The organism is Cellvibrio fibrivorans, from assembly GCF_031457055.1.
Taxonomy (GTDB): Bacteria; Pseudomonadota; Gammaproteobacteria; order Pseudomonadales; family Cellvibrionaceae; genus Cellvibrio; species Cellvibrio fibrivorans.
The window spans coordinates 702018-716071 of the sequence record NZ_JAVDVX010000002.1 but is presented as its reverse complement, the minus strand read 5'-3'; the positions used below and the strand labels follow the sequence as shown (position 1 = coordinate 716071).

Genomic DNA, 14054 nt, shown 5'->3' with positions numbered 1-14054 from the left:
CATTTTTTAGGGAGTATAAACAGATGGAGTGTGCCCCTGCGTCATATCCCTGTTAAATCTTTATTCTGCTGATGTAGGGAGTTCATGCTGTTCTTGTTGGTTATTAATGGGCAGCTCTATACGCACACAGCAGCCAGGATAATCTTTATCACCTATGCGCCTGGGGTTAGCGTGAATGCTTACATTACCACCATGCGCCATAATCATACCCTGGCAGATGGTTAGACCAAGGCCGCTTCCCGATCTGCGCCTATCGCCTTTTTCAGCTGTATGGAAGCGTTCAAACACTTTTTCCCGCTCATCTTCAGGAATGCCGGTGCCCTGATCGCAAATCGCGATGATTATTTTATCCTCCTCTTTGGTGCATTCAATATCGATACTGGCATTGGTTGGCGAGAACTTGATTGCATTGTCGATCACGTTAAATATCGCCTGCTCCAATAAGGCCGCGTGTACGTACAGTAAGGGCAGGTTGGGGTTGATGTCCTCCTTCAAAAAATTATGAATCAACAGCGGCCTTAAACGCTTTTTCACCACGCTCATAATTTCTTCTACGCTGACCCAGTTGCACTCCAATTGCAGTTTGCCAAATCCAAGCCTGGTCATGTCCAACAAATTTTGTGTGTAACGGTTAAGACGTTCCGCTTCTTCCAGTACGGTATTTAACAACTCCCGGGTCTGTTGTTTATCCAGATGCTCACCAAACTCAATCACCGTTGAAGTGGCGCCGATCATTGTTGTAAGCGGCGTACGGAAATCGTGCGAAACTGAAGAGAGCAGGGCAGAGCGAAGCAATTCATTTTCTTTGGCAATTTTTTCTTTTTCCAAATCTGCGGCCAAACGGGTTCGTTCAAGTGAAATATTAACCTGGTGCAATAACAGCAGAAAAATATCTTTAGGTAAGTGTTGAATGTTAGCAGTCGCGATGCGCAACAAACCTATTACCTGTTTTGAACTATAAAGAAAGTAGACGTCATGTTCTTGCTCAAGTTGCGGAATTTTTGCAATCACTTCTGGCGTTAAACGCAACTCAAGCAATTCTTCCAAATAAGTTTTGCGTAGATTTGTTAAACGCCGAATCATCGGGTGCGTCGCCCAATTATCGCCATGGGTGATGAGTACACAATTTTCGTACCAGGGTCTTAGTGCATCACGTAGTGCGGCAACGACATCTTCAGTATCAATCGCTTTCGGTAGGCGTTCCAGTAGTTCCAGTTCAATATCGGTCATGAATTCGCGCATGCGAATTTTTTGTATGTTGTGTTTATGTTTGGTTGCCATGTAACCAACCAGTACAGACGTGAGCAAGAATAACAATATTGTCAGCAAGTCTTCGTCCTGATGGATCATGATTGATCCATAGGGTTCGGCAAAAAAGAAACTGAAAGCAAAAAAACTGGAGAGCGCGTTAATGATGGCAAGCTCGACAGTGACGTTAATGGCGATAAACACCACCATCACGATGTAAAGCAAGGGCACATTGGCTTTGGGTAGATAATCGGTGATTAAAAATGCTATAGGCGTGAGCAACCATGGAAATAAAATTCCAATGGGATACGCAAATTTGCGGAGAATTTTTTCAGCATTCATCATGCGCGCCAAAATGCAGGAGTGAAGAGCACCAGGATAGTTAAAAACTCCAGACGACCAAGCAACATACCTACAGAAAGCGCCCATTTAGCGGTATCGCTTAAACTGGAAAAATTTCCGGCAGGGCCGATGATTGGGCCCAACCCGGGACCTACGTTCATTAGTGCGGTAGCCGAGCCAGTGACACTGGTGACTAAATCCAATCCAGTTAGAGCAAGAATAACTGCGATAACAACCAAACAAGCCGTCATTAAAAACATGTAGGAAATTGATGAGGCGATTATTTCCGAGCTGATGAGGCGATTATTGTAGCGGCGGCTGATAATGGCGCGAGGATGAATTGCTGTCATGATTTGCTCTTTCACCAGCCCACCAAAGATTTGCAAACGAAACACCTTTATGCCACCAGTTGTGGAGCCAGAGCAGCCGCCGACAAAGGTAACAAAGAAAAATACAATTAACGATAGTGCTCCCCAGAGTTGGTAGTCACCTGATGCAAAACCCGTGGTTGTAATAACTGAAACGAGATTAAAGCAAGCCATGGTTAGGGCTCTAAAGGGATCCATTTGATTAGTAAGGATGAGTTGTGCAGTTAATATTAAGGTGGTCACTGCCACAATCCAAAGTAGACCGCGTACTTGGGTATCCTTAAATATAATAAATTTTTTGTTTACCAATAAACGCACAAATAAAACAAAAGGAAATGCGCCCGCCAACATAAATATGATAGCAATCCAATGTATTAACAAGCTGTCAAATTGGGCAAATGAACTATCAGAGGTAGAAAAACCACCAGTAGATACAGTGGCCATCGCATGGTTAACTGCGTTAAAAAAATCCATCCCCGCTAACCAAAATGCCAAGCAGCAAATCAAAGAGAGTGCTAGGTAGCAATAAATAATCATCGCCATCAAACTTTGTGCACGCGGCATAGCCTTATCTGACCAGTCTGATGATTCCGTCTTAAAGAGACGCATTCCACCCACGCGCAAAAATGGCAGGATCGCAATCGCCATTCCGATAATCCCCACCCCGCCAATCCAATTGAGCATGGAGCGCCAGAGCAAAATATCTTTAGGTAAGGAGTCCAATCCGGCCATCACTGATGAGCCTGTTGAGGTAACTCCTGATACCGCTTCAAACACGGCATCGGCGAGAGTAAGGGGGTGGTCGATAAGGATGAAAGGTAATGCGCTGAATAGTGATACACCGGTCCAAGCGCTGGTGGTGATCAGAAATACCTGCCGTGGCTGCATAAAATCCAAGCGGGATTTTTTGCCGATCAACAAAAACCCAATACCGACCAAGCTGGTAATAGCCGCGGAGGAAAAAAAAGCTATTTGATTATCGCTGTTGTAAGCGATGGACAGCGCCAAAGGCACCAACATAAACAAAGCAAGGATGTTCAGGATTGCGCCCAAAATCAGCAGCGTAGGCCCTAATAGTTTCATAGTACTCAACTTATGGGAGATGCGTCGGAATTGGCCGCATTCTAAACGCTACGCTGGCGGGAGCCTATGGGGGGGCGATATATATTTCGTAAAACCCTTGCGCCCGGATGGGCGTTTCCCACATCAACTCAATAAGGTTGGGTTATTTCGGCATAAATAAGGGTTACATAGAGATTCACAATGTGCGGCGATTGCTGCATAAAGACAGTCAAGTCAGTCTCTATACCCAAGCTGCTCATCTGCGCCCTGCGCTCACTCATATAACGTACCGCTGCACGTTCCAGCACTTCACGAAAAACCAGAGGTTTTTGAAAGCGCATTTGTGGATTATTAATACAAAACTGAGTATAGGCATAGAGTGCCTCTACCACTGCACTTTTGTAATACGCCGGGTAGAGTTGATGGGTAAGCTGATCAATTAGATGGGCAAAACTTTCTTCCCCAGGGGTCATTGATTGGCGAATGGTTTTGCAATCCAAATGAAAACTTCCGCCACTGGCGTTACTAAATACCAGCGATTGGGAAAACATCAAGCTGTGCCAAATATCTTTGAGGAAGTTTGCATCAAAATGGGTGATTAACCCACGTGCGGTGCGCCATTCCAACCAGTCGGTATCCATTGCATCGGAAAGTACCGGGTTTTCATCTTCAATATTTTCATTGTGATGGATTTTATAGGGGGTGATATGGTTAATCCCCTGGGAGAATACTTTTTTGCGCGAGGTAAGGATTGAACGGATTTTTTTGTACAACTTGGCCGGCGATTGCAAGCCAAGCCATTCAAGCATACTGACATCTTCAGCATCACCTTTATCCATAGCGCACAACAACATAAAGTTACGCAATTGCACAGAGTGTAATCCGTCAAACAGTTTTGGTTCAGAGCGAATTAACGAACCAATCGCCGAAATTAATTCCTGTACCAAAGTGCGTTCAAGCAAATCGGGAAATAACTGCCGTACACTTTCAAAATAAGTGGCATTGGAAAACGACTGATCCACTTTGATTTCAGTATGGTTATTATCGCCAACAGTAATCGTTAAGTTGCGTGCAGCTAGCAATGTCAAGCTGTCAGACAAATCTGTGAGCGTGTAATTTAATTGGGAAAAACAAAAGCGTGATAACAGCCAGTAGTTCACTTTTTGTGAACGGAAGAAAAAGTCGCGGATCAGATCTTTGACTGTGATGGCTGCACCATCAACGCCAATGATATCGGTTAATTTGCGATTTTTAACGTAAAGCGAAAACTTGCGGTATGTAATGATATCGCTCTCGGTATAAAAATGTTCCAGCATAGCTGCTGCAACAGGTTCCAATTGCGCGGGCTGGAGTGCATCGTCTCCTGAAGTGGCAGCCAGTATCTGGTTGTTCATCGATGGAATGTGGAAGTAGGGGATTGATAAGCTATTCACCCTCGATGCGCGATAAGCGAGGTTTGCTGAGGCATAACCTACATATTCATGCTCGCTACGCAATTGATAATCGCGTAGCGTTGCAAATAAGAGCTCCGCATTAGGTACTTTATATAATCGATGATCCATCATTAATGTAAATACTGCCACCTCTGAACTGAGCCAGTTTTTATAAATAAACTCAATTTCCTGCGTCAGATTTTCTATTACCCATTGTGCGTCATAGCGGCGATAATCTTCGCGCTCACTTTGCAACCATGACAAACTCAAATAGACTTTGTTATTGATTTCATATGTCTGCGATGTAGCCAAGCTTTGTACGCGTCGACGTGGTCTCCCCGACAAGCCGAGAGATTTATTTTCACCTACATGTGCATATGCCTCCATCAAACTGGATGCCGATACTACGCCCATGGGTTTAATATCCTGCAAACTTTCAGCAATCACACCGTGTTTAGCAAGATGTTGTTTAATTGTGTCATTTTCTGCCAGTACCACGAGTGCGATATTGGATTTGATAAAGCGGGTAGAGCGGCGCCGCATTTTTAATGGATCAAGGTCATCTGTACTAACCAAGCCTTCATCTAACATTAAACCGGTTAAATATAAACTTTGCGCCCAAACCAAAGGAACGTTTTCGTTAGGTATGCGTGTTTGCGAGCGAGGATTTTTCTTTTCCGCTTCAACATTTTCCAATGGTAAATAATAAAGCTCTGGCAATAAGCCAATGCCATCCACACTTACCATTAATGATTCAAGTTTTTTCCGATAATGTTTTGCAGTAGCTTCACTGCCATCAAACAATGCCGTGATATATAAATAGGTGAAGAAAAGAGGCCATTCTGATTCGACGTTTGCAAAATTACCCAGCTCATCGTGTTCGTAATAAATACGCGAACTTTCTTCAAGAACGGTCTGGTGTCCGTCCCATAAAAAACGTTTGCAACCGTAATTGCCGCCGAGTTTGGTCAATACTGAATCGCGCGTCTGTGTCGCCAGGGTTTCTTTACCCACCGCAAAAGCGGGAAAACCAATAATGCTGAGCAATGCGCTGTCTGTTTCTTTGGAAAGTGACTCGCGCGGTAGTAGTGAGGCGAGGGTGGTTCTTGCTAAAGAAATTGCATCGGCAATTACATGAATTACCGCCCTTTTATCTCCGTGTTTACCAAATAAATTAAAGCCATCCAAGGCTTGCAATGCAGCCTTAGCCATACCAACTGAGCTCGCATTGATTTCGGTTTTACCATTGTTAACTTTATTTCCACGCTCCCAAATCCCGTAATCCGGCGTGCGGTAAGCGCTGGCAATGTAATACACAAGATTTTGGACGAAATCGACTTCATCGTGCGTACAGACAATACGCAAGCCAGATGCGCTCATTTGCGCCAGCATCAGGAGGAAAACTGAGGTTGCATCAATCTGGAGGTGACCCCAGGCATCGTCTGCCACCACGGGTAACCCGGTCGCCGTATCGTATTTGGCGTGAAGCGCATCACCGTTTTCCAGGGAATGCTTAAACTTCTCAACTTTTTGCGCCTGCCGCATCATTGATTGCAGCAAACCGCGCATCAACTTGATAGTGGATTGTTGTAGCTGGTCGCTCTTGTGATCTTCACCTTGGTGCTTGAAGGCCATGCCCAAAGTCCACACACAGACGATGGAATAAACGTTATCGCGCACCCATGCATCGGTGTAATCACCGTGATTATTAATCGCTGTACTTGCAGGCAGCAGTCCGGTAACCGGGTGCTGTTTACTGAGAATGACTGTTTCGACTTCAGCGTATAGACGCTCTAACAGTTGTTTATGCTTCATAGAGCAATTGCCATCGGATGGAGTAGTACAATGCCTTGCTTGAAAAACAAGGAAGAAAGTGAGTTGGGGGGTAAGTTATTGATATTCATAGAATACGCAATTTAACATAATATACATTATGCGCAATTGCATAAAAATCCAGCCCAACTCATTTACTCCTCGAAATTCAATCAACACGCTAAAAGATGCTTTTTGTCACAACGACATCAAGCACTTGCAACCATATCAAACAATTCACTTTCCTGTGGAGTTTCTGGTGATGCGCGCAGCATTTCCGCCAACTGATTGCCGGCATCTTCACCCAGTGCATCCAGTTCGACACCAAAGCCGTGGTCGGTGGTGTGCATAACAATTGAGTCAAACCTGTAACGCTGCAATTTCTGTGCACTTCGATACACCAGTACTTCTATACCTAATTGTTGCAACGGCTTTACATCTGCCAAATCTGATTCGATATATAAACCGTAGCGAGTGCCGTTTTTGATGCGACCTATGGCTACCGGAATGTCGTATCGGTAAATCAGGATTTTAATGTCGGCTGTATAGCGCGCGCTGCATCTATGTTCCATAGCGGTTCCTACGTAAAGTTGAGTGATTAATGTTCTATAGCCTTCGGCTTACAGCGCAGCTAGCTCAAACGGTTATAGGTTGTTAATAACTGCCGAATACGTTCAGCAAGTGTGGGGTCAACTTGATCCCACGAAAACGTCCACACCCAATTTTTATCCGTTGTACCGGGCATATTCATCCTGTGCCCTCCATCCAGCTCCAAAAAGTCCTGCATGGGAATAATGGCCATGCGCCCTACCGATGCCAGCGCTGCTTCAATTAACAACCAGGGCATTTCATCTGCGGAATTAAAACAGTATTGCTTTACTTGTTGGCGATTCGCATCTGATAAAGTGGCGAACCAACCAACTGTCGTATCGTTATCATGAGTTCCTGTGTAAATCACATCATTGCGTGTATGGTTGTGCGGCAAATGTGGATTACTCGTGTTGCCGTCGAACGCGAACTGAAGCACCAACATGCCCGGTAATTCAAATTGATTGCGTAGCGCTTCAACCTCATCGGTAATCACACCAAGATTTTCTGCCACCAAAGGTAGGCCTGGATAAGCTTCAAAACACGCCTGCAAAAAAGCCTCGCCCGGCGCTTTAACCCATTTACCTAAACGTGCATCGTGACTTTTGCCTGGGATCTCCCAATAGGCTTCAAACCCACGGAAGTGATCAATACGGATCAGGTCAAACAACTGTAGTTGCGTTCGCAAGCGTGCTAACCACCACTGGAATCCATCTGCCGCCATGACTTCCCACGCATAATGCGGATTCCCCCAATGCTGCCCAGTCTCAGAAAAATAATCGGGTGGAACACCAGCAACCGTGAGCGGATTACCTTCTTCATCCAATTGAAAATAATGTTGCTGCGCCCAGACATCAGCGCTGTCGTGGCCAACGAATATTGGCATGTCACCGAACAAACTAACTCCTTTTTCATTTGCATATTGTTTTAGTGCTTGCCACTGGCTAAAAAAAGCAAACTGCTCAAATAATACGGTATCAATGGCAGCTTTAAGTTGAGTGCGAATTTTTTCCAGTGCTTTACTGTTACGTTTGCGCAAATCCCACGGCCATGTATTCCACGATGAGCCATTAAATTCTGTCCGCAATGCACTGAACAGCGCAAAATCATCTAACCAGTAATTCTGTTGTGAGCAAAAATTCTGAAATAATTGTCGTGTGCTTGCCCCTGCCTCGCTCTCTATATATTTGTGAAAAGAAATTGCGCCCTGTTGACGTGCATGGGACAGCGATTTTTCACCAACTGATTGCATATCCCCTGCCGTAATCCAGCCTTTTTCGAACAGTGAATCTAGACTAATTAAGTCTGGATTACCCGCATGCGCTGAAATAGATTGATATGGCGACATATCCGCTTGAGTTGGGCCGGTAGGTAGCATTTGCCAAATGGTCAGGCCTGCTTGGGCAACAAGATCTATAAAATAATAGGCGTCTTTTCCTAAAGTGCCGAATGCTTTTTTATTATTTTCACCCCAACAAGTTTCTGAGCAAGGTAAAGAGGTTGGATGCAACAAAACACCAGCAGTGCGTCGTTGAAAAAGTGGTGATTTGTCTGCCATCAATGCCCTTCCCTTTAAATAAATTACAAAAAACAACTACGATCTTTTTACAGTACTACAGGGATTGTTAATTTGCATGGCCTTGGCGCATCACACCACCGGTAGCTGGATCACCGCCCCCAACGCTAATAACTTGATGTAAATAAGCGGGCGCTGGTTGTTCGATAAGCGAATACAAATTCATTAAGTGGCGGCGAAAGAGGTATTCAAAATCGCTGACACTTTGTGATGGGTTGTAATCACCAAACCACCAGAACCAATCGGATCCTTCACAAAGGGCGAGCTGCTTTTCAATTTGTGCTAATTGTGCAGGGGAAAAACTGCGTTTGCTGAGTGCGTGATCCACTTGCTGCTTGGCATCGCAAAGCATGTCCCAGCCGCGATTTTTATCTTTGTCGCCGATCCAGGTGGAGAAAGTCCCATAAACCCAGCTGCCGGCAACAAGGTGGGGCATAGCAACAGGAACAGGTTGCTGCTGATCAAGCACCTCACTGTAAGTTGCAAGTTCAAGTTGTGGATGTGTTGTTAACCGTTCATAGAGTGTATGTAAAAAATGGTAGGCATTTTCAGGGAAATATTCCCATGCATTTTCGCCGTCCATGATCACTGAAATAACCGTATTTTTTGTATCGTTACTAGCGTTGGCTATATGCACCATGTGATTAAGTAGATCGCCAACAGCGTCATCCGAATGCCAGGTGGCGTATTTAAATCCAATCAAGTCGGACAAGCCGTCATCGCGAAAAAAGGTATTGATTTTGATATTAGCAAATTCATATGCGCGATGCAGCGATTGGTTGTCGCTGCGGATTTGTTCGGCAACACTTCTATTTTCGAGTGCACGCAGGCTGTTGTGCAGCACAGAGTCGCCCGTTGCAGCCCAATCAAATTTTGCCTCATGCAATAATTTTAATGTTTCATCGCTCAATGAACCTTCAGAAGCCCAGCATCCGCGTGGGCGCTTGCCAAAATACTGCTCGAACGTTTTAAAGCCCTCATGCAGATGCCATTTGGCACGATTGCGCCCATCTGGATAAAACAATGCATTAGGTAAATTGACATCCGGCATTGCCTCTTTCGCACTATTTAAATCGATCAATAAAGGAATAATAGGATGTGCATAAGGGCTCATGCACAATTCGATTTGACCGGACTCGGCAAGTTTGCGATAGCGCGGGCCAATCGATGCAATCAACTCACCGATGATGCCCAATAATTCGCGGCGATCCTCCAGAGAATAATTACGCTCTTTTTGTTGCAAGCGTTGGATGCGCTCATCTGACCGGCGCGGAATTTCAGCCAGCCAACTGATGTGATACCAAACCCCCAAATCTATTAAAAACTGTTCATTCAGATAACGGCTGATAAAGGGTTTCTCATCAAATGTGCCAACCACATTAGCGAGTTCATGATAGGCAGGAAAGCGTTCAATCATCCGCTCACGATTTGCGCGTAAATATTTTTTAGCGAGATCGGTAAATGCCATAGTGCCTGGTGCAGGTAATACTGGCTCGACCAATGAAGCAAGTACTGCGTCTTTGATTTTTTTACTCTGGTCTTTTAAATGCGCAGCAATTTGCTGCGCATAGTCATCTAACTGCTCCAACAATATAGGCGCAAAGTTCACCACAGCTTTAGCAGCCGGCTGCGCTTCTATGTGCGCAGCCATATCCACATAATCTTTAATGGCGTGAAGATAAGTCCAGGGAAAATAATATTCACCTGTCATAATGTCGCGATAATCGGGCTGATGCATGTGCCAGAGAAAAACGACCTTCGTTTTGCCATTATTAGCCATTGATTTCATCCTGTCCTAGCATGTCGGGTGTCACCAGCACTACACCTTTGGGAGAAATATGGAAGCGTTTTCTGTCAGCTTCTTCATCGTAACCAATAATAGTGCCTTCGGGAATTTTGCAGCGGCGATCAATCAGCGCTTTGCGGATTTTACAGCGGCGTCCTACTTCCACACTGGGAAATAAAACCGAGTCTTCAATCTCGCAATAGGAGTGAACACGAACGCGCGGGAATAACAACGAATGTTTTATTGCCGAGCCGGAAATAATACAACCACCGGCAATTAAGGAATCAACGGCATAGCCACGACGGCCTTCGTCATTAAATACAAATTTTGCTGGTGCCACTTGCTCTTGATAAGTCCAAATTGGCCACGCGGCGTCGTATAAATCCAATTCAGGGGTGATGCCGGTTAATTCAAGGTTAGCTTCCCAGAGTGAATCAACCGTTCCTACATCACGCCAGTAAGCATCTCCACCGGAGACTGGATCGCGAAATGGAAATGCTGTGACGCGATGGGATTTAATCATAGACGGAATAATATCTTTACCAAAATCGTGTGAGGAGTTTGGATTGTCGCGATCTTTTAGCAGTTCGCGGAACAATACTTTGGTGCTGAAAACATAAATGCCCATTGAAGCCAACGCTTTATCGGGCTTGCCGGGCATAGATTCGGGATTCGCCGGTTTCTCAGTAAATTTTACAATGCGATAGTCTTTGTCCATATCCATCACACCAAATGCATGTGCAATTTCCAGCGGAACTTCAATACAACCAACAGTAATGTCAGCACCGCGCTCCACGTGCGCCGCAATCATGGTACCGTAATCCATTTTATATACGTGGTCGCCCGCGAGGATTAATACATACTCAGGGTTGTGGCGACGAATGATATCGATATTTTGTAAAACCGCATCGGCAGTGCCGGCATACCAGGATTCACTCAAGCGCTGTTGCGCGGGTAATAATTCAACGAACTCACCGAGTTCCCCCCCTAGAAACCCCCAGCCGCGTTGTACGTGACGATCCAATGAATGCGATTTGTATTGGGTCAACACGCTGATGCGGCGAATGCCGGAGTTGACGCAATTAGAGAGAGGGAAATCGATAATGCGGAATTTGCCACCGAAATGTACTGCAGGTTTTGCGCGCCAATCTGTTAGTTGATGTAACCGAGAACCTCGTCCACCTGCAAGAATTACCGCCAATGTTTCTCGCGTAAGACGACTAACAAAACGACCCGATGTTGGTGTACTCATTACTACTTATTCCTTATGGCTATTGTGTCTGAACGATGAATTTTGTGTGACGGTTATGCGTAGAGTAAGAGCAATATCAATGCCAATAAATTGATCTGGCGCAAACTCAAGTGAAACACAAAATTTTTTATGGTGCATTTAAAAACACCCACTTGCTCGCTTTAAATGCAAAACTAAGTGTAGCTTCAAGTTTGGCACCGAATCTGCAAATGTCTTTCACGGATGTTATTTTTTGCAAAAAAATGGTGCAACAAAAGAAAGCGATAATGGCTAAGCTAGTAGAGCTTGGCTGTATGACAATTTTATGTAGCCCGAAATGGGGCATAATCTGCAATATGCAAAATCAAGTGCCAAAATAATCACTTAGGAATCGATTCAATGTTGAATGTGAAGCAGGACAAACCCTTATCCCACGAGATGTTGCGTATAGTTACCGCTACTCACCACGACCCTTTTGAGGTGCTTGGACGCCATCCGTTAGGTGCCACCTCAACGGCAGCAGCAGACACCTTTGTGCGCGTTTACTTACCTGGCGCCCGTACCGCTACATTAGTGATTAACGAGCAACATCACGCCCTGAAACGCATTGAAGGCACTGATTTTTTTGAGTGGTACGGTTTGGCAAAAATATTACCGGAGCATTATTTGGTGCAGTGGTACGACCGCCACAATACCATGCACACTGAATTTGACCCCTACTCCTTTGCACCACAATTGGGCGATATTGACATGCACCTCTTTGCGGAGGGGCAACATTGGAACATCTATCAACACTTGGGTGCGCACCCGCGCACAGTTGATGGCATCGAAGGTGTGCTGTTTGCCACTTGGGCGCCCAATGCCGAGCGTATCAGTGTCGTTGGTGACTTTAATGACTGGGATGGCCGCCAGCACCCCTTGCGAGTACGCGGCGGCAGCGGCCTGTGGGAGGTGTTTATCCCCGGAATTAAGGCAGGGGCTTTATACAAGTTTGAAATTCGCAATCGTGCGACCGGTGCCGTTTTTCTTAAGTCCGACCCTTATGGACAGGCATTTGAATTGCGCCCCTTGACCGGCTCAATAGTTAAAGCTCCCTCCGATTATGAATGGCAGGACGGAGACTGGCTGAACAAACGTGCCCACTGGGATTGGCAATCATCGCCTCTCTCGGTTTACGAGATGCACCTCGGCTCATGGCGCCGTGGCTGGGTGGGTGAGTTTATGAATTATCGCGAACTCGCCCATCAAGTTGTCGATTATATAAAGCCGCTGGGATTTACCCATATCGAAATTATGCCTGTTAGTGAACATCCGCTAGATGACTCATGGGGTTACCAAACTACTGGCTACTACGCGCCGACGAGTCGCTTCGGTACACCGGATGATTTTCGCTACTTTGTCGATTATCTCCATCGCCACAATATCGGGATCATCCTCGATTGGGTGCCCGCGCACTTCCCGAAAGATGCGCATGCCCTCGCCCGTTTTGACGGTTCAGCGCTTTATGAGCACGAAGATCCACGCTTGGGTGAGCATCGCGATTGGGGTACCTTGATATATAACTATGGCCGCAATGAGGTGCGAAACTTCTTATTGGCCAACGCCCTCTTCTGGTTAAAGGAGTACCACCTTGATGGTTTGCGAGTTGATGCTGTCGCTTCCATGCTGCATTTGGATTATTCGCGCGAGCCGGGCGAATGGATACCAAATATCCATGGGGGGAATGAAAATCTTGAGGCTATGTCGTTTTTGCAAAAGCTGAATGAAGTTTGCCATGGGCAACACCCTGGCGCGTTGGTGATTGCAGAGGAATCTACTGCCTGGCCGCAAGTCACTCGCCCCACCTGGGTGGGTGGCTTGGGCTTTTCAATGAAATGGAATATGGGTTGGATGCATGACACCCTGGATTACATCAGTAAAGATCCTATCCATCGCCAGTATCATCACAATCAATTAACTTTCGGCATGATGTACGCTTTTACCGAAAATTTTATGCTGCCTTTTTCGCATGATGAAGTGGTGCACGGCAAAGGTAGTATGATCAATAAAATGCCCGGCGATGACTGGCAAAAGTTTGCTAATCTGCGTTTACTTTACACCTACTTGTTCACTTATCCGGGAACTAAATTATTATTTATGGGGAGCGAATTTGCGCAGTGGAGTGAGTGGGCGCAAAGTCGCACACTCGACTGGGATTTACTCGACTACGCACCGCACCAGGGTATGCACACATTGGTGAAAGATTTAAACCACTGCTACACAAGTATGCCTTCACTTTATCAGCGCAATTTCCGCGGCGATGGTTTCGAGTGGATTGACTGTCATGACAGCACTCAATCTATCGTGAGTTATATTCGCAAGAGTGATCACGACTTCAGTATAGTGATTTTAAATTTCACCCCTGTGACACGTACCAATTACCGTATCGGCGTTCCGGTCGCTGGTGCATATCATGAAATTTTAAATTCCGATTCAAGTTTTTATGGCGGTAGCAATTGGGGTAATTCCAATCCAATCTATTCCCAACCCGTACCCTGGATGAATCATCAACAGTCATTGGAAGTAAACCTTCCACCTTTGGGTGCACTTATTTTAAAACTGGCTTAAT

General features: G+C 45.5%; 9 protein-coding genes. 2 read left to right on the top strand and 7 right to left on the bottom strand.

Annotation, left to right across the window (positions count from 1 at the left end):
* Nucleotides 1-60 precede the first annotated feature (60 nt).
* The 7 genes from J2X05_RS07935 to glgC all read right to left on the bottom strand — a co-directional run bounded on the left by J2X05_RS07935 (nucleotide 61) and on the right by glgC (nucleotide 11467).
* On the bottom strand, nucleotides 61-1593 hold the full coding sequence (locus J2X05_RS07935; protein WP_310070967.1) for a sensor histidine kinase: 1533 nt from the start codon (nucleotides 1591-1593) through the stop codon (nucleotides 61-63).
* On the bottom strand, nucleotides 1590-3041 hold the full coding sequence (locus tag J2X05_RS07930; protein ID WP_310070964.1) for a TrkH family potassium uptake protein: 1452 nt from the start codon (nucleotides 3039-3041) through the stop codon (nucleotides 1590-1592). The genes J2X05_RS07935 and J2X05_RS07930 overlap by 4 nt, the downstream gene beginning before the upstream one ends.
* A 128-nt stretch (nucleotides 3042-3169) precedes the next feature.
* Complete coding sequence (locus tag J2X05_RS07925) at nucleotides 3170-6268, bottom strand: phosphorylase b kinase regulatory subunit alpha/beta (protein ID WP_310070962.1); 3099 nt, start codon at nucleotides 6266-6268, stop codon at nucleotides 3170-3172.
* Between the two features lie 206 nt (nucleotides 6269-6474).
* The gene (locus J2X05_RS07920; RefSeq protein ID WP_310070959.1) at nucleotides 6475-6837 is read right to left on the bottom strand and encodes a hypothetical protein; all 363 of its coding nucleotides are present in this window, start codon (nucleotides 6835-6837) and stop codon (nucleotides 6475-6477) included.
* 59 nt (nucleotides 6838-6896) lie between these two features.
* Nucleotides 6897-8411 (bottom strand): 4-alpha-glucanotransferase, encoded by a 1515-nt coding sequence (gene malQ / locus J2X05_RS07915; RefSeq protein WP_310070957.1) that lies wholly within the window; start codon nucleotides 8409-8411, stop codon nucleotides 6897-6899.
* Between the two features lie 67 nt (nucleotides 8412-8478).
* Entirely contained in the window at nucleotides 8479-10209 is a 1731-nt protein-coding gene (locus tag J2X05_RS07910; protein WP_310070952.1) for a glycoside hydrolase family 57 protein, read from the bottom strand.
* Nucleotides 10202-11467, bottom strand: a complete 1266-nt coding sequence (gene glgC / locus J2X05_RS07905; protein ID WP_310070950.1) for a glucose-1-phosphate adenylyltransferase — start codon at nucleotides 11465-11467, stop codon at nucleotides 10202-10204. Before glgC ends, J2X05_RS07910 begins: the two co-directional genes overlap by 8 nt.
* A gap of 110 nt (nucleotides 11468-11577) precedes the next feature.
* Between glgC and J2X05_RS07900 the strand changes: the two genes are divergently transcribed.
* Together J2X05_RS07900 and glgB are read left to right on the top strand one after the other, a co-directional pair.
* On the top strand, nucleotides 11578-11826 hold the full coding sequence (locus tag J2X05_RS07900) for a hypothetical protein (RefSeq protein WP_310070947.1): 249 nt from the start codon (nucleotides 11578-11580) through the stop codon (nucleotides 11824-11826).
* A gap of 19 nt (nucleotides 11827-11845) precedes the next feature.
* Nucleotides 11846-14053, top strand: a complete 2208-nt coding sequence (gene glgB / locus J2X05_RS07895) for a 1,4-alpha-glucan branching protein GlgB (protein ID WP_310070945.1) — start codon at nucleotides 11846-11848, stop codon at nucleotides 14051-14053.
* Nucleotide 14054 lies beyond the last annotated feature (1 nt).